Origin of the sequence: Kitasatospora sp. NPDC048194, assembly GCF_043202455.1 — a bacterium.
GTDB lineage: Bacteria > Actinomycetota > Actinomycetes > Streptomycetales > Streptomycetaceae > Kitasatospora.
Genome location: NZ_JBIDAK010000039.1, coordinates 44,571 through 65,799, shown reverse-complemented (window position 1 = coordinate 65,799; position 21,229 = coordinate 44,571). Strand labels below are relative to the sequence as shown.

General features: G+C 75.0%; 17 protein-coding genes. 10 read left to right on the top strand and 7 right to left on the bottom strand.

Annotated elements, in window-relative coordinates:
* Window positions 1-91: 91 nt before the first annotated feature.
* From ACGF07_RS31495 to ACGF07_RS31485, 3 genes are all read right to left on the bottom strand, one after another.
* Window positions 92-661 carry a DUF3291 domain-containing protein gene (locus ACGF07_RS31495; RefSeq protein ID WP_392904303.1) on the bottom strand — a complete coding sequence of 190 codons (570 nt, stop codon included), beginning with the start codon at window positions 659-661 and terminating at the stop codon, window positions 92-94.
* Between the two features lie 31 nt (window positions 662-692).
* Window positions 693-1,415 carry a helix-turn-helix transcriptional regulator gene (locus tag ACGF07_RS31490; protein WP_392904302.1) on the bottom strand — a complete coding sequence of 241 codons (723 nt, stop codon included), beginning with the start codon at window positions 1,413-1,415 and terminating at the stop codon, window positions 693-695.
* Window positions 1,416-1,836: 421 nt separating this feature from the next.
* Window positions 1,837-3,441 carry a hypothetical protein gene (locus ACGF07_RS31485; RefSeq protein ID WP_392904300.1) on the bottom strand — a complete coding sequence of 535 codons (1,605 nt, stop codon included), beginning with the start codon at window positions 3,439-3,441 and terminating at the stop codon, window positions 1,837-1,839.
* A 342-nt stretch (window positions 3,442-3,783) separates the two neighbouring features.
* Here ACGF07_RS31485 and ACGF07_RS31480 point away from each other — a divergent pair, with 342 nt between their 5' ends.
* Complete coding sequence (locus tag ACGF07_RS31480) at window positions 3,784-4,971, top strand: trypsin-like serine peptidase (protein ID WP_392904298.1); 1,188 nt, start codon at window positions 3,784-3,786, stop codon at window positions 4,969-4,971.
* 175 nt (window positions 4,972-5,146) lie between these two features.
* Window positions 5,147-6,301: an NADH:flavin oxidoreductase gene (locus ACGF07_RS31475; protein ID WP_392904296.1), complete on the top strand. Its 1,155-nt coding sequence runs from the start codon at window positions 5,147-5,149 to the stop codon at window positions 6,299-6,301.
* 98 nt (window positions 6,302-6,399) lie between these two features.
* Here the strand turns inward: ACGF07_RS31475 and ACGF07_RS31470 are convergent, their stop codons facing one another.
* A complete protein-coding gene (locus ACGF07_RS31470; protein ID WP_392904293.1) occupies window positions 6,400-7,035 on the bottom strand; it encodes a dihydrofolate reductase family protein in 636 nt (211 codons plus the stop codon).
* 491 nt (window positions 7,036-7,526) lie between these two features.
* On the opposite strand from ACGF07_RS31470, the gene ACGF07_RS31465 reads away from it, so the two are divergent.
* Window positions 7,527-8,078, top strand: a complete 552-nt coding sequence (locus ACGF07_RS31465; protein ID WP_350740735.1) for a YceI family protein — start codon at window positions 7,527-7,529, stop codon at window positions 8,076-8,078.
* 118 nt (window positions 8,079-8,196) lie between these two features.
* Here the strand turns inward: ACGF07_RS31465 and ACGF07_RS31460 are convergent, their stop codons facing one another.
* Window positions 8,197-9,675 carry an MFS transporter gene (locus tag ACGF07_RS31460; protein ID WP_392904290.1) on the bottom strand — a complete coding sequence of 493 codons (1,479 nt, stop codon included), beginning with the start codon at window positions 9,673-9,675 and terminating at the stop codon, window positions 8,197-8,199.
* Window positions 9,676-9,831: 156 nt separating this feature from the next.
* On the opposite strand from ACGF07_RS31460, the gene ACGF07_RS31455 reads away from it, so the two are divergent.
* Window positions 9,832-10,755, top strand: a complete 924-nt coding sequence (locus ACGF07_RS31455) for a LysR substrate-binding domain-containing protein (RefSeq protein WP_392904288.1) — start codon at window positions 9,832-9,834, stop codon at window positions 10,753-10,755.
* A 130-nt stretch (window positions 10,756-10,885) separates the two neighbouring features.
* On the opposite strand, the gene ACGF07_RS31450 is transcribed toward ACGF07_RS31455, so the two are convergent.
* Window positions 10,886-12,073, bottom strand: coding sequence for an MFS transporter (locus ACGF07_RS31450; RefSeq protein ID WP_392904286.1), 1,188 nt, complete (start codon window positions 12,071-12,073; stop codon window positions 10,886-10,888).
* A 108-nt stretch (window positions 12,074-12,181) separates the two neighbouring features.
* Between ACGF07_RS31450 and ACGF07_RS31445 the strand changes: the two genes are divergently transcribed.
* The 4 genes from ACGF07_RS31445 (at window position 12,182) to ACGF07_RS31430 (ending at window position 16,538) form a co-directional block, all read left to right on the top strand.
* Window positions 12,182-13,174: an ArsR/SmtB family transcription factor gene (locus tag ACGF07_RS31445; RefSeq protein WP_392904284.1), complete on the top strand. Its 993-nt coding sequence runs from the start codon at window positions 12,182-12,184 to the stop codon at window positions 13,172-13,174.
* A gap of 166 nt (window positions 13,175-13,340) precedes the next feature.
* On the top strand, window positions 13,341-14,141 hold the full coding sequence (locus ACGF07_RS31440) for a DUF1963 domain-containing protein (protein ID WP_392904282.1): 801 nt from the start codon (window positions 13,341-13,343) through the stop codon (window positions 14,139-14,141).
* A gap of 316 nt (window positions 14,142-14,457) precedes the next feature.
* Complete coding sequence (locus ACGF07_RS31435; protein ID WP_392904280.1) at window positions 14,458-14,823, top strand: hypothetical protein; 366 nt, start codon at window positions 14,458-14,460, stop codon at window positions 14,821-14,823.
* 365 nt (window positions 14,824-15,188) lie between these two features.
* Entirely contained in the window at window positions 15,189-16,538 is a 1,350-nt protein-coding gene (locus ACGF07_RS31430; protein WP_392904278.1) for a hypothetical protein, read from the top strand.
* Window positions 16,539-17,268: 730 nt separating this feature from the next.
* Here the strand turns inward: ACGF07_RS31430 and ACGF07_RS31425 are convergent.
* Window positions 17,269-18,720 (bottom strand): purine-cytosine permease family protein, encoded by a 1,452-nt coding sequence (locus ACGF07_RS31425; protein ID WP_392904276.1) that lies wholly within the window; start codon window positions 18,718-18,720, stop codon window positions 17,269-17,271.
* Between the two features lie 73 nt (window positions 18,721-18,793).
* Between ACGF07_RS31425 and ACGF07_RS31420 the strand changes: the two genes are divergently transcribed.
* Together ACGF07_RS31420 and ACGF07_RS31415 are read left to right on the top strand one after the other, a co-directional pair.
* On the top strand, window positions 18,794-19,435 hold the full coding sequence (locus tag ACGF07_RS31420; RefSeq protein WP_392904274.1) for a TetR/AcrR family transcriptional regulator: 642 nt from the start codon (window positions 18,794-18,796) through the stop codon (window positions 19,433-19,435).
* Window positions 19,436-19,473: 38 nt separating this feature from the next.
* The gene (locus tag ACGF07_RS31415; protein WP_392904272.1) at window positions 19,474-21,171 is read left to right on the top strand and encodes an amidohydrolase; all 1,698 of its coding nucleotides are present in this window, start codon (window positions 19,474-19,476) and stop codon (window positions 21,169-21,171) included.
* Window positions 21,172-21,229: the final 58 nt, after the last annotated feature.

Here is a 21,229-nt window from a genome sequence, read left to right as displayed (position 1 = left end):
CGAACCCATTCATCGTTCGTCAGATCACCCCGCCCCATGCTGGGCACAACGAGCCCGGCATGGAGAAGTCACATGATCCGCCGGACAGAACCTAGACCGCCGTCGGATCCCCGGCCGGCACGGGCCGGCCCGGCGTGGGCCGGGCGCTGCGGGCGGCGTGCCCGGGCTGCGCCGGCGGCACGGCCGGAAGGTGCTGGGCGGCCTCGGCTGCGCTGTAGGAGGAGGTGAAGGTGAACGCGCGGGGGGAGGGTCCGTTCACCCGCAGGTCCGCCAGCCGCTCCAGGGCCTCGTCGACGGTCGGGAGGTGCCCGGCGGGGACCCACCAGAGCACCAGGTGCGCCTCGACGTGCCGTTCGAACCATTCGCGGCGCCGCTGCATCGCCTCCAGGTGCCCGCTGCGGTAGGTGAAGTCCCACAGGGCTTCCGGGGTCTGCCACACCGACAGCGTGACGACGACGTTCTCGCCCGCCGGGCGCAGGCCGGTGGCGTCCGCCTCCCCCTCCCCCACGAGTCGCCACACGAAACCGGGCGCGGCGTCGGCGGTGGCGTTGACCGGGTCGAGCAACTCGACGAAGGGTGCGATGCGCGGGTCGTCCAGGGGGTAGCGGAGCGTGGCGACGTTGAGGTGGGCGAGGTGGGCGGCATGCGGGGATGCGGTCATGGCCTCATCCCAGCACGACCCCATTTCTATGTCAATGCTCGTTGTTTTTAGAACTCCCGACCTCGACCACCACGCAGCACTCCCCCGGCCGGGGGGCCATGCGGGCGCGGAGGGGGCCGTCCGCGCCGAGCAGCCCCTGCAACAGTGCGAGGTTCATGCCGCAGACCAGCGGCGGGAAGCGTTCGGCGACGGCGTGGAAGGGGCAGTTGCGCATCCGGACCACGCGCCCGGCGGGGCCGGACGACCCCTCAGGACCCTCGGCGCCTGCGGGGCATTCGGGGGCTTCGGGGGCTTCCAGGTGGGGTTCGTAGCCGCGGGCGGCCAGCACCTCCACGGCCTCCTCGAGGCTTCCGCACGGCGTCGCCGGGCCGCGCAGGGCCTCACCCCGGCGGCGCGCGGCCGCACGGAGGCCCGCGTCCAGCCCCGCCTGCTCGGCGGCCTCGGCGAGCAGTTCGGCGGCGGTGCGGTAGTCGCGGGCGGGCAGCGACACCTCCCGCTCGGCCCGCGCCCTGGTGTACACCTTGGCGGGACGCCCCGCCCCCGGTCCCGAACGGCCCGTCAGACGGCGGCTGCCGCTCTCCAGCAGCCCGACCTCGGCCAGCTTGTCCAGGTGGTGCGCGGCGAGCGTGCGCGCCACCCCGGCCGCCTCGGCGGCCTCGTTGCGGCCGACCTCGCGGCCCTGCGCCGCCACGTACTCGTACAGGCGGCGCCGCACCGGATCCTGCAGGGCCGCGATCGCGTCGATGTCCTTCACCCGGCCATTCTAGGAACAACTCAGGTTGGAGATAGAAGCGCGGGGGCGCGGTCCGGCGGCTGCGCCCCTGGCCCGGCGGGCCGGGGCACCGACGGGCGGAGGGCCGCGCGGCGCGGGCCGGAGGCCGCGGCGAGGGTCGTCGTCCGCGGCCGGCTCCGGCAGCCTGGCCCGGGCTCTGTCGTGGACGGGCGCGTCACGTCGGCTCCGGCCGCGGCGGGCGGGTTCGTGCCCCCCGGCTCGCGGCCTCGCGGCTGGGCGGGGGCGGGGGGAAAGGCGCTTCACGCTTCGCAGGTCGCACCGCCGGGCGCGTCCGGCGGGCCCGTTCCGTCCACGGGGTCGATCCGTCGCGTCCGCTCCCGCCCCGTGCTCGGCCGCGTGTCACGGCCGCCGCCCCGCGGGCCGTCCTCGCCGTTTCGCCCCCTCAGGGGGACAGGTGCGCCCGCCGGGCCATCACCTCGTCGGCGATGGCCAGGGCCCCGCCGGGGGCGATCTCCGCCAGGTCGTCGAAGACCATCGCCCAGCCGCCGAGGAAGACGGCGCGGGCGGCCAGCCTGCGCGCGCGGGCGGGATCCGGCGCATCCACCAGGGCGGCCAGTGCGCGAGCCCGCGTCCGGCGCAGGGGGATCGTGCGGGTGAGGTCCTCGGCCCGCTCGGGCTCGCCCTGCCGGGCCAGCGCGCCGACGACGTCGATGAGCGCCTCGCTCCGCCCCCAGCGGTCGGGGATCGCGGGCAGGAGGGCTTCGGCCCGGGCCGTCTCGCCGTGCCGGGCCAGCGCGCCGACGACGGCCATCAGGGCCCGGCTCCGTGCCCAGCGGTCCGCGAGGGCGCGGGCCAGGGCCTCGGCCCGGTCGGTGTCCCCGGACCGGGCCAGCGCCTCGACGATCTCGGCCTTCCGCGCCGCGCGCAGGTCGGGCTCGGCGATCAGGTCGGCGAGCGCCGTCGCCCGCTCGACCTCGCCGTGCCGGGCCAGCAGCAGGGTCACCGCCTCCCGCAGTTGGAGGCTGTCGAAGTCGGCGTCGCAGCGGAGCAGGCGCTCGGCCCGGTCGGCCAGGGCGAGGGCCACCTCCCGGTCGGCGGTCTCGGCGACCTCCTCCAGCAGCTCGGCCACGATCCTCGCGTCGAAGGTCGGGCGGGGCCGGGCGAGGATCGTCAGAGCCAGGGCCCCGGAGTCGTCGTCCCCCGCCCGCGGCCCCGCCGCCTCGGCCGCGGCGGCCTCGGCGGCCCGCGCGGCGGCGGTCCGGGTCAGGCTGCGCAGCACGGCGTCGAGCCGGTCGAGGTCGCCGCGGCGAGCCTCGGCGGCCAGCACCGCGACGAGGAACGCGCGCAGGCCGACGCCCTTGCGCGCCTCGGACCGCACGAGGTCCTCGATGCGGTCGGCGAACGTGCCGGCCAGGGCGTGGTCTCCGGCGGCGAGCGCGATCTCCATGGCCGTGAGCAGGGCGTGCCCCGTCTGCGTGCCGTCGCCCTCGCACTCGGCGGCGGCTCTGGCGGCGTAGCCGAGCGCGGCGCCGTGGTCACCGTCGTCCGCCACCGCCTTCGCCAGCTCCGCCCAGGCCCGCGGCCGGTTGTGCGGGTAGCGCACCGTCTCCACCAGGGCGGCGGCGTGCTCGCGTTCACCGGCGCGTGCCACCGCCGGGATGTGGGCGACAAGGGCGCAGTCCCGCAGCGAGCGGTCGGTCAGCGACTCGAGGAGTGCCCGCGCACCGTCCAGGTCACCGGCCTCGCCCGCCGCCCTCACCAGCCGGACGAGGTCCTCGTCGGGGCGGAACCGGCCCGCGCCCGAGCGGACCAGCTCGACCGCCCGGGCGAGGTGACCGGCCCGCACGAGCGCCACCGCCAGGCCCATGTCGGCGCCCCGGTGGGCCTTCTGGTGCGCCGCCAGCCGCAGGACCGTCAGCAGGCAGGGCACGGACCCGCGGGGCAGCAGCCTCCGGTCGCCGCTGCTCGGCGGAGCCTGGCCGAGGCGCTGGTCCGAAGTCCTCGCCCCGTAGAGTTCCCGGCCCAACTGGGCCTGTCCCTTCGGCATCACGATCCCCCTCGCCGGCGGCCGTTGCCCGCACCGCGCGGGGCGGGCGCCGCCTGGGGCGACACGATAGTCCGGCGGTCGGACCGGCCGTGGCCGGAGGCTCGGCCGTGGCCGTGGGGAGCGACGCCCCGCCGCACGCCGACGGGACCTGGACGGCGGCAGTGGCGGGAGGAGGTGGCGGCGCGGGCCGGGGTGGCGGCGCGGGCCGGGGTGGCGGCGCGGGCCGGGGTGGCGGCGCGGGCCGGGGTGGCGGCGCGGGCCGGGGTGGCGGCGCGGGCCGGACGGCGGAGTGCACCGCGGTGGCACCCGGGAGGCGGCGGCCCCGGCCTCGATACTGCGAGCATGCCGACATTCCACGCCGGTGAGGTCGCCTCGATCACCTCGGTCACCTCGCCTCCGAAGGGGCCGCGAGCCGCCACGCGTGCCGCGGCCCTCGCATCCGCCCTGCTGCTCGGCGCCGGACCCACCCCGGCCGCCCCGCCCGCCTTCGCCGCGCCGCCTTCCGTCGCCGGCCCGGTCACCCGCGCCGCGACGCCCGACCCGGACGACCCGGACGACCCGGACGACCCGGATGACCCGGACGACGCGGGCGCTGCGGGCGCTGCGGACGCTGCGCGCGAAGCGGGCGCTGCGGACGCCGAGCAGCTCAGCGCGTACTGGACCGCGGAGCGGATGGCGGCCGCGCTGCCCGGCGACACCGGACGCACCGCACCGGCCACGACGGCGGACGGCCCGCGGCCCGGTGAGTTCGTCCCGGCGAGCACGAGCTTCGACGGCATCCCGCAGGCCGGCACGTTCTTCTGGACCGACGCCGGCGGCACGGGCCGTACCTGCAGCGGCTCCGTGGTGCGCAGCCCCGGTCGTGACCTGGTGCTGAGTGCGGCCCACTGCCTGGCGGGCTACGCCGGCCCGGCTCCGCGGCGGCACCTGGGGTTCGTTCCGCAGTACCACGACGGGCTCACGCCCTTCGGCGTCTTCCCGGTCCGGGACGACGGCGTCTACGTCTCGCGGGAGTACTACGACCGGGGTGTGCACGCCGGGGCCGCGTACGACTTCGCCTTCGCGGTGACCGGGCCCAACCGGGACGGACAGCGGGTCCAGGACGCGGCCGGGGCGGTCGAGTTGCTCACCGGCTCCGGTTACTTCCACGCTCCGGTGCGGATGGTCGGGTATCCGAGCGGCGCGCGCAAGCCGCTGGAGTGCCTGAGCCGGACCACCCCGTGGATCAGTGACGATCCCGCGGATCCGGGCACCTTCGAGCGCATCGCGTGCGACGGCTTCGTGGGCGGGACCTCCGGCGGGCCCATGCTGGTGCCGTGGCCCGGCGGCTGGGCGGTCGTCGGGGTCGTCGGCGGCTACCACACCGGCGGCAACACCCCCCAGATCTCCTACAGCGCCGTCTTCGGGTCCGCCGTCCGGGCCCTGTACGAGGCCGCGGTCACCGGCGCGCGGCCGGCCGGGCCCCGGCTCCGGCCGGCCGTAGGGGTCCGGGCGCAGCGCGCGGACGACCGCCCGGGCGGGGGCCGCTGACGGTCGGTGACGCGGGGGTGGGGCGCAGGCCGGTGGTGCCCAGTGGCGGGGATCACAGCGGGATGCGCGTGGTCGGCGAAATGCGCGGGGCCGTCGAGGTGGTTGGCACGGGCAACCGTTCCCGTCCCGGCACGGCACCGTCACCGCACCCGTCCCCGTCCCCGTGAGGATTCCCATGACCGTCACCGAGCCCGCCGCGGCCGCCGCAGCCGCCGAGCCCACCGCCTCCCGCGCGGCCGAGATCCTGTCCCGGCCCGTCACGATCAACGGGCTGACCGTGCCCAACCGCATCGTGATGGCGCCCATGACCCGCAGGTTCTCCCCCGGCGGAGTGCCCGGCGAGGACGTGCGCTCCTACTACGCGCGCCGCGCCGCCGCGGGCGTCGGCCTGATCGTCACCGAGGGGACGTACGTCGGCCACGAGTCGGCCGGCCAGAGCGACGACGTCCCGCGCTTCCACGGCGAGGAGCAGCTGGCCGGCTGGGCCCGCGTCGCCGAGGACGTCCACGCGGCGGGCGGCACCATCGTGCCGCAGCTCTGGCACATCGGCATGGCGCGCAAGCAGGGCGACCCGCCGTTCGCCGACGCCCCCGCCGTCGGCCCCTCCGGCATCCGGCTGGACGGCACCGAGGGAACGGGATTGGCCATGAGCCGGGCCGACATCGACGCCGTCATCGGCGCCTTCGCCCAGGCCGCCGCGGACGCCGAACGGATCGGCTTCGACGGCGTCGAGCTGCACGGCGCCCACGGCTACCTGCTCGACCAGTTCCTGTGGGCGGGCACCAACCGCCGCACCGACGCCTACGGGGGCGATCCCGTCGCCCGGACCAGGTTCACGGCCGAACTCGTCGCCGCGGTGCGCGAGGCCGTCTCCCCCGAGTTCCCGGTGATCTTCCGCTACTCGCAGTGGAAGTCGGAGAACTACGACGCCCGCCTCGCCGAGAGCCCCCAGGAGCTGGAGGCGATCCTCGCCCCGCTCGTCGAGGCCGGCGTCGACGCCTTCCACGCCTCGACCCGCCGCTACTGGGTGCCCGAGTTCGACGGCTCCGACCTCAACCTGGCCGGCTGGACCAGGAAGCTCACCGGCCGGCCCGCCATCACCGTCGGTTCGGTCGGCCTCGACGGCGACTTCGTCCGCGCCTTCGCGGGCGAGGGCGCCCCCGTCCAGGGCATCGACGACCTGCTCGAGCGGCTGGAGCGCGACGAGTTCGACCTGGTCGCCGTCGGCCGCGCCCTCCTCCAGGACCCGCAGTGGGCCGCCAAGGTCCTCGCCGGCCGCTTCGCCGACCTGCGGCCCTACGACGCCGCCGCGCTCCGCACCCTGAGCTGACGGCGACACGGGCCCCGGCCTCCTGGAAGGCCGGGGCCCGGGTGGTGGCGCCGGGCGACGCGGCGGGGCGGCAGTGCCGGCGCCGTGGCGAGGGGGCGTCAGTCGTCGTTGCCGAGGCCGCGGTCGGGTGCGCCCATGTCGCCCGTACGGGGGGTGCCGTCGGCGAGCCCGTAGCGCAGGAACACCGTGCCCTGCGGGCCGGCCGCCGGCGGTTCGAGAAGGGTGAGGTTCGTGGGCACCGCGCCGCCGTCGAAGACCTTCTTCCCGACGCCCAGCGTGATCGGGTGCACCCACAGGTCGAGGCGGTCGAAGAGCTTCTCCCGCAGGAGGGTCTGCACCAGGTTCAGGCTCCCGACGACCTTCACGTGCTCGTGCCGCTCGCGCAGCTCGCGCACCGCGCCGGCCAGGTCCGGGCCGAGCCGGGTGGAGCCGGCCCACGGCAGGTCGGGCGTGCCGCGGGAGGCCACGTACTTCGGGACGCGGTTGAAGAGTTCGGCGATCTCGCCGTCCTTCTGGTGCGGCCAGTAGGAGGCGAAGAGGTCGTAGGTGCGCCGGCCGAGCAGGAGGGCGTCCGTGCCCTCGTACGCGGCGAGGATCTGCGCCCCGGTGGCATCGCTCATCAGGGGCGCCTGCCAGCCGCCGAACGGGAACCCCTCCGGGTCCTCGTCGGGGCCGCCGGGCGCCTGCCCGACGAGGTCGAGGGTCGCGAACAGTTCGATGTGGATGAGGCCCATGTCGATGCACTCCCGATGAGTCGGTCGTTCGGTCGTTCCGGTCGTTCCGGTCGAGAGGTAGACCTGGCCGGGCCGGAGAACTCATCGCTGCGCCGGCACCCGGTTCTGCGGACCCGGCCGATTGCCGCACCCGGTGTGCCGCCCGCCCGGGCCGAGGCCCCGCGCCGGAGCTCCCCGCTCACGGTAGATCACGGGCCGCGCCCGGGCCCGGTGGCTTGCCGGACCACGCCCGGGGGCAGGGCGCGGGCGGGGTCGGCGGGCGCGGCGCGGGCTGCGGCGGTGCGGTCGGGCGCCGGGCCGGGGAGGTCCTGGCAGGCCCGTCCGGCGGTGTTCGGCGGTGGGCGAACGGCGCGGGGTCACCGGTCAGGGTGCACTCTGACGTCGCCCCGTGGGTCCGGCGGGGAGGGGGATCGGTTGCGCCCTAGCGTGAGCCGCAACACGCCGGGCGTACCGCCGCCCGGGATCCCGGTCTTTTCGGAGGGCCCTCAACCATGACCGTCAGCCTCGCAGAGCTCACCGGGGACTACGTCCTCGACCCCGCCCACACCCGGATCGGCTTCGTCGCCCGCCACGCCATGGTGACCAAGGTCCGCGGTGCGTTCCACCAGTTCGAGGGCACCGCCCACCTCGACGGAAGCGACCCGGCCCGCTCCAGCGCCCACCTGGTCATCAAGACCGAGAGCATCGACACCGGGATCGAACAGCGCGACCAGCACCTGCGCACCAACGACTTCCTGGACGCCCCCACCTTCCCCGAGATCACCTTCCGCAGCACCTCGGTCGAGCCGCTCTCCGAGACCGAGTACCGCGTCACCGGCGACCTGACCATCAAGGACACCACCCGCCCGGTCACCATCGACGTCGAGTACACCGGCAACGCCGTCGACCCCTACGGCAACCTGCGGGTCGGCCTGGAGGGGTCGGTGACCATCTCCCGCAAGGACTTCGGCGTGACGTGGAACGCGGCCCTGGAGGGCGGCGGCGTGCTGGTCGGCGACAAGGTCGTCCTGGAGTTCGACGCCTCCGCGATCAAGCAGGGCTAGCCGCCGCGCCCCGACCGGTCGTCGCACCCGGCCGCGGCGACCGGGACCGCAGGGTGCGGCCGCCGCGCACGGCGGTCGTGCCCGGGGCGCCGGGTGGGGCGGGGGCGGGCGCGCCGGTTCAGCGGGCGGCGGCCCGTTCCGGTTCCCGGGCGGCCGCGGCCGGGCCGGACCGGTGCGGCCGGCCGGCCACCGCGTTGAGCGCCGCGACGGCCAGGCCCAGGACGAGCGCGATCAGCCAGGCCCGCCGCTGGTCCAGGTGCGAGCCGGTGGCGGCGGAGGCGAGCACCGCCACGCCCAGGGTGTTGCCGAGCTGGCGGGAGGTGGTCGCGAGGGCGGAGGCCACGCCCGCCTGCTGCGGCGGCAGCCCGGTCACCGCGGTGTTGGTGATCGGCGGGTTGACCAGGCCGATCCCCAGCCCGACGGCGAGGTAGCCCGCGGCGTACGGCGGGTAGGCCTCGCCCCCGGCCGCCAGCGCGAGCAGTGCGGCGCCCAGCGCCAGCAGCAGCCCGGAGCCCACCAGGAGCCGGCGCGCCCCCACCCGGTGGATCAGCCGCCCGCTCAGCGGGGACACCACGGCGATCGCCAGCGTCGCCGGGAGCAGGGCGAGCCCGGTCTCCAGGGCGGAGGCGTGCCGCTGCTGCTGCCAGTACACGCTGGAGACGAACAGGAACCCGGCCAGGACCGCGAACACCAGCACCGCGCTGAGCGTGGCGGCGGTGAAGGTCGGGTGGCGCAGCAGCGCGAGCGGGAACACCGGGTGCGTACGGCGCCGTTCGACGGCCACGAACGCCGCGCCGGCGCCCAGCGCCAGCACCGCGCACACGACCGTGGTGGCGCCGCCGAACCCCTGGTGGGCGCCGTGGACGAGCAGTTCGGTGACGCCCGACACGGCGAGCGCGCCCAGGACCAGCCCGAGCGGGTCGAGCGGGCGGGCCGTGGCGCCCCTGGTCTCCGGCACCCGCACCGTTGCCGCAAGGACGAGGGCGACCACCGGCAGGTTCGCCAGGAAGATCCACCGCCAGCCCAGGGCGTCGATCAGCGAGCCGCCGATCAGCGGGCCGACGGCCGCGGCCAGCCCGAAGATCCCCGCCCAGAAGCCGATGGCCCGGGCCCGGCGCACCGGGTCCTCGATCGCCGTGGTCAGCGTGGACAGCGCGTTGGGTCCGAGCATCGCGGCGCCGCAGCCCTGCAGGACGCGGACGGCGATCAGTTGGTCGGCGCTGCCGACGAGCGCGCAGCCGAGCGAGGCGGCCCCGAAGACCAGCAGGCCGGCGCGGAACATGGTGCGCCGCCCGAGGCGGTCCCCGAGTGCGCCGGCCAGGAGCAGCAGGACCGCGAGGGTCAGCGTGTAGGCGTCCACGATCCAGGCCGACTGCTGGGCGTCGGCGGACAGTTCGGTGCGCAGGGCGGGCAGGGCGACGTTCACCGCGGTGGCGTCCAGGCTGGTGATGAACAGTGAGGCGCCGCAGACGGCGGTCAGTGCGGCCGGGCCCAGGGCGCGGCGCTCGGGCCGCGTTCGGTGGGCGGGTTCGGGCCGGGGCCGACGGGCGGGCCCGGGCGGGGTCCGGTGGGCGGGTTCGGGCACGGCGGGCGGCAAGGGAACCCCTTTCGGGTCGAGGCGGGAAGCGGCGACGGGAGGGGGCGCGCCCCGGCGTGAGGGCCGGTCGGGCGGGCTGCGGTCGCTGTGCCTTCGAACCTAGGCGGCCCGTTCTCTTGCGGCAATCGGCAAAACGGCAACTGATAGTTTCACCTGGTGCAACTGTCCTCGGTCGACCTGAATCTGCTGGTGGTCCTGGACGCCCTCCTGGAGGAGGGCTCCGTCACCCGGGCCGCGCACCGGCTGAACCTCTCCGTCCCGGCGACCAGTCGGGCCCTGGGCCGGCTGCGCCGAGCCTTCCGGGACCCGTTGCTCGTGCGTGCGGGCCGGGGGCTGCGGCCCACCGCCGCCGCGGTCGACCTGCGGCCGCGGCTCCGGCTCTGGCTCGAGCAGGCCGAGCAGCTGCTCGGCCGTCAGGACCAGCCGCTCGACCGGAGTCTGACGCTCGTCGCCCCGCAGGACCTGATCGTGACCAGGAGCGCCGACCTGCTCGCCCGGCTCGCCGCGGACGCCCCCGCCGCGGAACTGCGCCTGCTGGGCGCGGACGGCGGCCGGGACGGTGCCGAAGCCGTCCGGGAGGGCACGGCCGACCTCGCGGTCGTCGTCAACGCGGCCAAGTACCCGGACCTTCGTTCCCTGGGCCTCGTCCGGGCGGGGCTCACCGCCGCGGTCCGGGCGGGCCACGAGCTCACCCGGGGCGAGGTGACCGCGGGGCGCTTCGCCGCCGCCGGGCACGTGCTGGTCTCCCGCAGCGGACGGCCCGAGGAGGCGCTCGACCGGGAACTGCGCGAGGCCGGCCTGCCCCGGGCCGTCCGCTGCACCGTGCCCGGCTACCTCGCCGCCCTGCACCTGGTCGGCCGCAGCGACCTGGTCACCGTCGCCCCCGTCGCGCTGGTCCGCGAACTCGGCCCGGCCCTCGGCGTCGTCCCGGTCGCCGCGCCCGTCCGCCTGCGGCCCCTGCGGGTCACCCTCCTCTGGCATCCGCGCCGCGACCAGGACCTTCTGCTGCGCCTGCTGCGCGAGGGTCTCGTCGCCCTCGCCGCGGACCTCGCGGGGGACGGGGACGAACCGCCGCACTGAGCGGCGGTGCCGGGCGCGGAGTGCGGGGCGCGGGGCTCTCGCCGGGGCGGAGTGCGGGGCGCGGATGCGGGGCTCTCGCCGGGGCGGGGAGTGCGGGGCGCGGGGCTCTCGCCGGGGCGGGGCGGGGCGCTCAGCGCGGGCCGGAGGCCCCGAACCGCCGGTGCGGCACCGCCGTCAGGTGGCGGGTCAGGGCGAGGGTGGCGAGCAGCGCGAGGAGGGCGCACACGCCCCACCAGCCCGCCCGGCTCCAGACCTGGACGCCGAGCCAGGAGCCGGCGCTGCCGCCCAGGTAGGCGCAGGTCATGTAGGCGGACCTGAGGCGGCCGCAGGCGTCGGGCCGCAGGGCGTTGACCCGGGCCTGGCCGGCGACCGTGCCGCACTGCATGGCGACGTCGAGGAGCAGGGTGCCGAGGGTGAGGGCAGTCAGGCCGAGCGGGCCGCCGTGGCGGCCGGCGGCGAGGACCGCGGCCGCCGCGAGGACGCCCAGCAGGCAGGCGAGGCTTACCGGGTCGGGGCCGTGGCGGTCCACCAGCCGTCCGGCGTACGGGGTGCAGAGCATGGTGGCCGCGCCGACCAGGGCGAGGGCCCCGACCACCCGGGCGTCCAGTCCGTAGGCCGGGCCGGTGAGCAGCAGGGCCAGGCAGGTCCAGACGGCGGAGAAGCCGCCGAAGACGCTCGCCTGGTGGATGCAGGAGCGGCGCAGCTCGGGTTCGGTGCGCAGCAGGCGCAGCGGCTCGGCGAGCAGGGCCGGGTACGGCGCGCGGGAGGGCGCGGTGGTGGCCGGGACGGTGCGGGCCAGCACGGCGGCCAGGAGCAGGGTGAGGGCGGCGGCGGCCAGGTAGGGGGTGCGCCAGCCCAGCCACTCGCCGAGCGTGGCGCCGAAGGTGCGGGCGAGCAGCATGCCGCCGGTGGAGCCGCTGAGCAGGGTGCCGATCACCGCGCCCTGGCGGTCGGCGGGGGTCAGGGTGGCCGCGAGGGTTCCGACGATCTGGGCGGCGACGGTGGTGAGGCCGACGGCGGCGCTCGCCGCGACCAGGACGGGCAGGGTCGGTGCGCAGCCCGCGGTGAGCAGGGCAAGGCCGGTGAGGGTGAGCAGGGTGACGAGCAGCGGGCGGTGGGGGAGGCGGTCGCCGAGGGGGACGAGCAGGACGATGCCGGCGGTGTAGCCGAGTTGGGTGGCGGTGACGACCAGGGCGGCGGCGTCCGGTGGGACGTGCAGTCCGGCGGCGACCAGCGGGCCGACGGCCTGGGGGAAGTAGAGGTTGCCGACCGCCACGGCGCAGGCGAGGGCCAGGAGGAGGACCAGTCGGCGGGTCATCCGTCGGCCGGTCCGGGTGCGGCGGGGGTGCGCGGTGGCACGGGAGTTGTCATGGCGTCAGTGCACGGGATCGCCGCGGCGGCGCCAATCGATGTAGCGTGGCGCTTGATGATCAGCTTCGTCCTGGACGTCGAGGACCTCGCGGACACCCGGTTCGCGCTGTCGCCGATGCACGAGGCCGTGCTGAGCCTGCGGGTGCTGCGGGATCCGGGGCTGTCGGCGCTGCACCTGCCGTGGCGCCGGGCCGTCCTCGGCCGACTCGGTTCGCTCGACACGCGGTTGCTGCTGTCCCTGGTGGCGCGCAGGCGGACCGTCCCGGACTTCCTGACGCCGGTGCCGGCGGTCTTCGCGCCGGGCTTCGAGGAGGAGCTGGCCGTGGTGCGCGGGACCGCGCCGGAGGTGGTCCGCCGCGACCTGGTGGCCACGCACGCGCCGGACCCGGTGCCCGAGGCGCTGCGGGCGGCCGTCGCCGGTGACGACGCCGCGGTCGCCGGGTTGCGGGACCGCCTGTGCGAAGTCCTGCACCGGTACTGGAAGTCGGCGATCGAGCCGCAGTGGCCGCGGATGCGGCTGGTGCTGGAGGCGGACATGACGTACCGGGCCCGTCGGCTCGCGCTCGGCGGCGCCCGGCTGCTGTTCGCCGACATGCACCCGGACGTGCGGTGGCGGGGCGGCGTGCTGCACATCGACCGCATGATCAGCCGGCACCGGGTCGCGGCGGCGGGGCGGGGGCTGTTGCTGATCCCGTCCGTGTTCGCGCACAAGCCGGCGCCACCGCTGGGTCCGCAGGAGCCGCCGAGCCTGGTCTATCCGAGCCGGGGCGTGGCCACGCTCTGGGACACCCCGCCCGCCGCCGACCCGTCCGCCCTGACCGCGCTGCTGGGCGGGCCGCGCGCTCGGCTGCTGGTCCTCCTGGAGGAGCCGGCGGCCACGGTCGAACTCGCCCGCCGGCTGCGCGTGACGCCCAGCGCCGTCTCCCAGCACCTGCGCGTCCTGTTCGCCGGCGGGCTGGTCACCCGGGCCCGGGACGGGCGCCACGTGCTGTACCGGCGCAGCGCGTTGGGCGACCGTTTGGTGGCCGGCCGGGCGGGCGCGCCGTAGCGGGTGCGGGGTAGCGGGCGCGGCGTAGCGGGCGGGGAGGGTGCGGCGGTCGCGGCTGCGAGGAGCGCGCGGGTTGCCGCCGGTGTTCGGGACGGCGGTGGACAGGACGGCGGCGGACGGGGTATCCGTTGGAACGCCGGCGGGTGACGGGTTGTAGGGTCCGCCCATGACCGACACGGAACGCGTTGAGGACACGCCCGCGGAATTGGCCGACCGCTTCCGGGCGGAGGCCGCGGCGCGCGGCGTTCCGGCGGCCGAGGTGGAAGCGTACGTACGCACCGCCCGCCCGGCGGTCTACCTCGCGCAGGGCGGTGACGGCCCGGTGGTGGCGGTGACCGGCGGGCAGCCGCCGCTGCCGGAGGGTGTCCCGGCGCCGGCGGCTGCGTTCGTCGCGGCCGTCGACTGCGCGGCCCTGCCGCCCGGAGCGACGGACCTGCCGCTGCCCGCCGAGGGCCTGCTGCTGTTCTTCGCCGACGCCGATCCGGGCAGCGGGGCGGTGCTCCCCGACGCCGTGCGCTACCTTCCGGCCGGGATTACGCCGCTGCCGGAGTGGGCGCGCGAGCGGGAGGACGGCCCCTACCGCCGGGCGCACCTGGACTTCTGCTTCCACCAGTGGTCCTGGCCGTGGCGCGACGAGGACGACGAGGAGGACGTGGATAGCGCGGAGGAGTCGGCGTGGGCCGCCGAGTTGGAGTCCGCCTGGTCGCACGTGGTCGGTTGGCGACCGCGCTGGCGCTTCCAACTCGGCGGTGAGCCGGTCCTCTTCAACTGGGACCCGGTCGAGGTGGCCCGCGACGAGGTACCGCCGGCCGCCGCGGACGGCGAGGAGTGGACGCTGCTGGCGACCTGGCGCGGCGACGAGGACTGCGAGGAACTGGAGTCGGGCCTCTTCCACTGGGTGATCCGCCGCTCCGACCTGGCCGCCCTCCGCTTCGACCGGCTGTACGTGTACGTCGACGCCTTCTGACACACCGGCGTCTTCCGACATCGCGGCGCCTTCCGGCCGCCCGCACGGGGTCGAACTCCCGACCGGTCCTCGCACGTACGGGCAACGGCCCGGCCCCACCCCGTGGTGCTGGAGCTGCCGGCGAGGCGCCCGCTCCGTCCCGGGGCAGCGGAGACGCGGGCCACCGCCCCCGCCGGGTAAGGCCGTTGACGAAGGTCGTTCGGGTACGTCACGATCGGTGGACCGCCCGGGCGGACCGTCGGCCGCGCCGCAGAGCGCCGTCCCGACGGGCCGGTCCCGGATGTCCACCGTGCACACCCCGTGTGGAGGTACCCCCATGTCCAAGAGCCGTCTCGCCGTTCCCGGAGCCGCCGTCGCCGCTCTGGCCCTGGCCGCCCTGTTCCTCCCGGCCACCGGCGCGAACGCCGCGCCGTCCGCCGACTCGTGCACCAACAACTGGAGCCTCAGCTCCGCCGAGGGCTACGCGAACGGGAAGTGGTGCAACTACGACACCAAGGTCATCGGCACGGTGCACGACACCAAGGCGGACGGCCGCTGCCCGTACGTGCGCGGCGGCCTCTCCAACGGCGGCTACGTCGACAGCGACTGGGCCGGCGGGAAGGGCAAGTCCCGCTCCTTCACCCTGCGCGCCCCGTCGAACACCCGCTTCACCAGCCTCAGCATGCGCTACATCGGCTGCTGACGCTCAGTCACCAATGTTGATTCGCAGCAAAATTGTGCCGCCCCGCGCTTGCCGGCGGGGCGGCCGCCCGTTTCCGGCGCCGGGAGCGCCCGCCAAGGGCCGACGGCTTGGCGTTCGACGACGACTGTTCGCGTGAATTTCCGCGTGCCGTCCTCGATGCCGGACCGGACGCTCCGCGTCGAGGCCAGCCACCCGATCGGCGCCTTGAGACAGGACGCATACGCACCGATGCTTTGTCCAGACGCCTTCGCCCGCCCTGGTCCCGGGCTGACGGGCGATACGCCGGAACTCGTGGAGGACATCGCATGAAATCAGTGAAGATCGACCCGAAATCAACCGACCTTTTCACCAATACCGTCAGCAAGATGATCGGAGAAAAGCTCGGGATTGCCGACGAACTGCAGCCCGTGAACGTTTCCTCGATCGGCTTCTTTCCCTACCACTATCTGGTGGAGAACGATTTTTACTACCCGTCGTGGAGGTACATCAACCACACGGTCGAGCCCTCGAAGAAGAGCAAGCGGCTGGAATTCGGCGACCCGTTGAGCGAGCGGTTCGAGGACTACGTCAACAGGCTCTGCTATGAGCTCTCCGACACCGAGGCCCAGACGCTGGAGGACTGCCAGAAGGACCTGGCGGACACCGGCGACAAGCTGATCAGCCTGTACGAGCAGACGTTCAAGAAGATCACCTCGTCCAAGCTCGAGGACGCCGGCGTGGAGACGAAGATCGACTACATCGCCTCGTACAAGCTGATGCAATGGGCGGGCGACGAGCTGAAACTCGACGGAGACGTCCTCAAGGACCTGTGGTCCTACCTCAAGGAAGCGCCACAGTCCGCCAAGCCACTCGTCCCCCTGCTCACCCAGTACCTCAACGGGCTGCTGCCCGTCGCGGGCCTGATCAACACGCTGAACGCGGCGACCTGGAAGCTCGGCAAGGTGCGGCGGAACCTCGACAAGCCCGGCGAGGAGAACGGCGGCCTCTACGCACAGGACGAGGACGGCAAGTACTGGGTGCCCAGGTTCACCGTCGACAAGAAGCCCGACACGATCCACGAGGAGCTGGGCAACAGCGGCAACAAGGTCACGATCACCGCGAAGTTCACCGACTTCAACGGAAGCAAGTCGAGCCTGCAGGTGGAGGGGCAGGCGGGAGGCACCGTGTCACTTCCCTCGCTGTTCTCCGTCAGCGCGAAGGGCTCCGCCAAGTACTCGCTGCACCAGCTGAACTCCCAGGCGTCTTCGTGCGAGATGGCGGTCGAGTACTCCGGCTTCACCACCGTCACCTTCAGCCCCTCCGACTTCGTGTCGGGCAGGGGCTGGTTCACGACCGCCGAGATCAAGGACGCCGTGAACTACGGGGACAACGACAGCGTGAGCGGCTGGGTGCTCAAGCCGTATCCGCGCGACGGGGGGATCACCTACCCCAGCTACCTGGCGATCAGCCAGTTCCCCACCATCCGCGTCACGTACACGAGCGGGTCCCTGAGCACGAAGGTGCAGAAGTGGCAGACCGGGACGAAGGTCGAGGTCCGTCTCCTCGGCATCCCGCTGGCGGAGACGAGCCACGACTACCAGGTCACCAAGATCGAGAGCCACGGCGAGAACCAGGGGTTCACCCTCACCCTCGGCCCCACGCTCCACGATGACCTCCTCAAGCAGGACCGGCGGGCCTTCGTCATCGGCGCCGGGGTGAAGAAGATCGAGATCTGACCGCTCTCCACGAGCAGCCCTTCCGCGGGCCGCACCCACCTCGCTCGCTCAGGCCGAGGTGCGCGTGCGGCCCGCAGAACCGGTGATCCGACGGGCGGCCAGCGGCGGCGGGCGCAGCTGGTGGCGGCCTGACCAGCGGTTCCGTGCCGGGGGTGACGCTCTCGGCGGGGGCGGTCGGCGTGTGGACATCCCGTGGGGTCGGAGGTCGCCCTGTCCTTCAGGCGATCTCTGCGCGTGACCAGCACCGCAGGCATGTCGGCGGGGCCGGCAGTGAACTCCGCAGCAAGTCGTCATGCGCCGTTTCCGCGCGCCCTGGCCTTCAGCGGCCCGGTGGCCGACCCCCTGCGCCTGGCCCTCGCCGCGCAGGTCGGAGCCCTACGCGCAGTTCGCACCGGTCTCCCTGCCGTTGTTCCTCGCCACCGTCGTCGTGTTCCTCTGCTGGTTCCGGCGCTGCCCTGCCGCCCCGGACACGTACGCGGCTTCGCCAAAAGTCGACGGGCCCGACTTCCTGCGCCGGTGCTCGGTCATCGGTCAACGGCCAGACGGCGGTTCCCGCCCTTCGCACACCAGGGGCAAAATTGGCCCCTCTTCCTTCGCCACCGCACCAGACACGTACGCGGCTGCGCCGGAAGTCGGCGGGTCCGACTTCCGACGCAGCCGCAAGGTGCACGGTGCACCGATGCGGAGGCGCGAGGCGCGCGGCGTTCACCGCGCGCCCGAGCCCCGCAGGTCAGGCGCTGCGTCGCGGGGAGGTCCGGCGCATCAGGGGGGTGTAGACCGCGGCCGCGACCAGCATGCCGACGGGCAGGGCGAGGTCCACGCCCGTCAGCGCCGCCACCGGGCCGGTGTAGAGGGTGTCGACGCACAGCGCGGAGGTGGCGACACCGGCTGCGAGGGCGAGGGCTCCGGCGGGATTGAAGCCGGCGCGGTACCAGAAGGGGCTGCCCGGGGACTCGTCGGTGAGGGCGCGGCCGTCGTAGCGGTTGCGCCGGAGCAGGATGTCGGCGGCGTAGATGGCGGTGCTGGGGCCGAGGAGGACCACCGTCAGCTGGAGCACGTTGCTGACCGTGTCGAGGAAGTTGGAGACCAGCAGCGCGTACAGGGTCAGCGCGACCGCGACGGTGCCGTCCACGAGCACGCTGAGCGTCCGCCGGATCCGGATGCCGACCGCCTGGAGGGCGAGGCCGGCGCTGTAGGCGGTGAGCGCGTTGACGGCGATGGTGCCGACGACGAGGGAGAGCAGGAAGACGGGGTTGAACCAGCCGGGGAGGATCTTCTGGAGGGCGGCCTGCGGGTCGGTCATGTCGACGGCGGTGGCCGCCAGCACGCCGAGGCCGCCGACGGCTGCACTCGGCAGGAAGCCGCCGAGGGCGGTCCAGCCGAGGACGGCGCGGGGGGAGGTGGTGGCGGGCAGGTAGCGGGAGAAGTCGGCGCTGGTGGTGTAGGAGAGCGGGCCCGAGGCGATCAGGGTGGTGCCCGCCAGGACGGCCGCCCAGAGTCCGGCGCCCGTGAGCGGTCGGGGCTGGCTCCACCCGAAGTCGGCGTGCCGGAGGATCTCGTAACCGACGACGGCGAAGGCGGCGGCGAGCACGAGGGTGATCGGCAGGTAGAGCCGCACGATCATGGCGTGGCCGTACACGCTGATGGTGAGGGTGACCACGGTGATCGCGATCACGATGGCGACCTTGATCGGGGTGTCGGGCGTGATCCCGGCTTCCTCGGCGAGCGAGAACGCGGCGACCGCCGCCGCGGCGAGGTTCAGCGCGAAGTAGCAGACGGAGATCATCCAGCCGGTGACGGCGTTGTTCACCCGGTTTCCGCGGATGCCGTACATCGTGCGCGTGATCACCTCGCTGGGCGCGCCGGCGGCCGGTCCGGAGACCGCGAGCAGGCCGGTGCCCAGCCAGAACAGGTTGCCGGCGACGACCACCGCGAAGGCCTGCCAGGGGCTGAGCCCGCTGAGGACGAGGGCGCCGCCGACCACCAGGTTGAGGTAGTTGACGTTGGCCGCCGCCCAGACGGAGAAGAGTTCCCGGGCGCGGCCGCGCCGTTCGGACTCGGGGATGCGGTCGATGCCGTGGACTTCGATCCGGCCGGCGCGCTCGTGCTGGGGGTGCTGGAGCGGCGGGGCCGTGCCCGGGTCCTGGGGGGAGTGGGGGTGGTCCGGGAGCGTGGACGCCATTGGGGGCCCTCCATCTGGGGGTGTCGTGCCCACCTTCTTGCTTATTGGTCGCACACTCAATAGCATCCGGCACATGACGTCAAGCGTTCAGCGCAAACGGATCCGGAAATCCCCCGACGACCGACGGGCGGAGATCGTCGGGGCCGCGGCCACCGTCGCGCTCACCGAGGGCCTGGAGTGCATCACCCTGCGCCGGATCGCCGACCAGCTCGCCGTCCGACCGGGCCTGATCAGCCACTACTTCCCGGCCGTCGAGGACCTGGTCGCCGAGGCCTTCGGCAGCGCCGCCACCGCCGAACTGGAGTCGCTGCTGCCCGTCGGAGCGCCGGACGCCTCCCCCCTGGACCTGCTCACCGACTTCTTCGCCCGCACCACCGGCCCCGCCTACGACGACATGAGCCGGCTCTGGCTCAACGCCCGCCACCTCAGCCGCTACCGCCCCGTCCTGCGCGAGCGCGTCCTCACCCAGGAGCACCTCTGGCGCGGCCGCCTCAGCTCCGTCGTCCAGGACGGCGTCGACCGCGGCCAGTTCCGCGCCGAGGACGCCCTCCTGGCGGCCGTCCGGATCCTGGTGGTGATCGACGGCCTGGCCGGCCACGCCAACACCGGCCTGGGCAACCACCCGTCCGCCGCCACCCGGTTCGCCGCCGCCACCGCCGAGCGCGAACTCGGCCTGCCGGAAGGCACGTTCACCCCCACGGTGGACCCGGCCTGACCCCCACTCCCCCACCCCGCCCGACCGCAGGAGCTGAAGTGCGCACCTCCCTCGTCCTCCTCTCCGCCCGCCTGCTCGACCCCGCGACCGGCGGCTTCCTCCCGCAGACCGCCCTCGCCGTGGTCGACGGCCGGATCGCCGCCCTCGGCGACGACCGCACGATCCGGGAACTCGCCGACGCCGCCACCACGGTGATCGACCTCAGGGGCGCCGTGGTGACCCCCGGCCTGGTCGACGGCCACCTGCACCCGGTCACCGGCGCCGAGCTCACCCACGGCCTGGACCTCTCCGTCTGCACCGACCTGGCCGAGGTCCGCGCCGCGCTCGCCGCGGAGGTGCGCCGACTCGCCCCCGGCGCCTGGCTGCACGCATGGGGCCTGGACCCGAACGCCTTCGGCGGCCGCCCGGTGGAGGCGGCGGCGCTCGCCCCGGTGCTCGACGGCGTCCCCGCGCTCCTCCAGCTCTTCGACGCCCACTCCATGCTCGCCAGCCCGCGCGCCCTGGAGCTCGCCGGGATCGACGGCCCGCGCAGCTTCGACCAGGCCGCCGAGGTGGTCTGCGACGCCGACGGCCGCCCCACCGGTCTGCTGCTGGAGGACGCCGCCTGCGAACTGGTCGAGCGCGCCGCCCCGCAGCCCACCCGCACCGAGCGCCGCGAGCGCCTCGCCGCCGCCCTGCGCGCGATGGCCGCGACCGGCCTCACCGGCGGCCACGCGATGGACGCGAACGGCGACAGCCTGGAGCTCTACGCCGAACTCGACGAGGCCGGTGAGCTGCCGCTGCGCCTGCGGGTCGCGCCCTGGTGCCAGCCCGGCGTGGACGAGGACGGGCTGCGGGCGCTGATCGGCCTCCAGGGCCGCGGCGGGACGTCGTGGCGGGTGGACGGCGTCAAGCTGTTCATGGACGGCACCATCGACAACGGCACCGCCTGGCTGGAGCGCCCCGACTGCCACGGCGAGTCCACCCACGCCTTCTGGCCCGACCCGGCGCACTACACCCACGTCATCGGACAGCTGCACCGGGCCGGCGTACCGACCGCCACCCACGCCATCGGCGACGCCGCCGTCCGGCACGCGCTCGACTCCGTCGCGAAGGCTTCGGCCGACGGCCCGGCCGGTGGCTCGACCGGCGGCCCGGCCACCCGCTCCTCCGACGGCCGGGCCGCCGGCTCCGCAGCCGCGACGAGGCCCGTCCGCCACCGGATCGAGCACATCGAGACCGTCCCCGACGAGCTCGTCCGGCGCTTCGCCGAGCTGGGCGTGGTCGCCTCGATGCAGCCCACCCACTGCTGCGACTTCACCCGGGCCGACCACACCGACAACTGGTCCCGGCGGCTCGGCGAGGAGCGCGCCGACCGCGCCTGGCGCTGCCGCGACCTCTGGGACGCCGGCGCGACCGTCGTCCTGGGCTCCGACTGGCCGATCGCCCCGTACCCGCCGCTGGGCGTCATGGCCGGCGCCCGCCACCGCCGCCCCACCCGCGACCTCGGCCGGCCCCCGCACAACCCCGGGCAGGCGCTCACCGCCCTGGAGGCACTGCGCGCGATGACCGTCAACGCCGCCTTCGCGGCGGGCGAGGAGCAGCTGGCGGGCCGCATCGCCGTCGGCCACCGCGCCGACCTCACCGTCCTGGCCGCCGACCCGCTCACCACCCCCGACGGCGAACTCGCCGAGCTGCCGGTCCTGCTCACCGTCATGGACGGGCGCCCCACCCACCGCGCGGAGGTGCTCGGCTGACGACCGCGGGCGCGCCGTCCGGCGCACGCCACCGGGCCGGACCGGACGCCCCACCCCG

What these genes read in the sequence shown, in the direction of transcription:
- ACGF07_RS31465 (WP_350740735.1), top strand. Translation starts at nt 7,527, where the DNA reads ATGACCGTCAGCCTCGCAGAGCTCACCGGGGACTACGTCCTCGACCCC.
- ACGF07_RS31480 (WP_392904298.1), top strand. Translation starts at nt 3,784, where the DNA reads ATGCCGACATTCCACGCCGGTGAGGTCGCCTCGATCACCTCGGTCACC.
- ACGF07_RS31435 (WP_392904280.1), top strand. Translation starts at nt 14,458, where the DNA reads ATGTCCAAGAGCCGTCTCGCCGTTCCCGGAGCCGCCGTCGCCGCTCTG.
- ACGF07_RS31445 (WP_392904284.1), top strand. Translation starts at nt 12,182, where the DNA reads ATGATCAGCTTCGTCCTGGACGTCGAGGACCTCGCGGACACCCGGTTC.
- ACGF07_RS31470 (WP_392904293.1), bottom strand. Translation starts at nt 7,035, where the DNA reads ATGGGCCTCATCCACATCGAACTGTTCGCGACCCTCGACCTCGTCGGG.
- ACGF07_RS31450 (WP_392904286.1), bottom strand. Translation starts at nt 12,073, where the DNA reads ATGACCCGCCGACTGGTCCTCCTCCTGGCCCTCGCCTGCGCCGTGGCG.
- ACGF07_RS31475 (WP_392904296.1), top strand. Translation starts at nt 5,147, where the DNA reads ATGACCGTCACCGAGCCCGCCGCGGCCGCCGCAGCCGCCGAGCCCACC.
- ACGF07_RS31430 (WP_392904278.1), top strand. Translation starts at nt 15,189, where the DNA reads ATGATCGGAGAAAAGCTCGGGATTGCCGACGAACTGCAGCCCGTGAAC.
- ACGF07_RS31495 (WP_392904303.1), bottom strand. Translation starts at nt 661, where the DNA reads ATGACCGCATCCCCGCATGCCGCCCACCTCGCCCACCTCAACGTCGCC.
- ACGF07_RS31420 (WP_392904274.1), top strand. Translation starts at nt 18,794, where the DNA reads ATGACGTCAAGCGTTCAGCGCAAACGGATCCGGAAATCCCCCGACGAC.
- ACGF07_RS31425 (WP_392904276.1), bottom strand. Translation starts at nt 18,720, where the DNA reads ATGGCGTCCACGCTCCCGGACCACCCCCACTCCCCCCAGGACCCGGGC.
- ACGF07_RS31440 (WP_392904282.1), top strand. Translation starts at nt 13,341, where the DNA reads ATGACCGACACGGAACGCGTTGAGGACACGCCCGCGGAATTGGCCGAC.
- ACGF07_RS31485 (WP_392904300.1), bottom strand. Translation starts at nt 3,441, where the DNA reads ATGCCGAAGGGACAGGCCCAGTTGGGCCGGGAACTCTACGGGGCGAGG.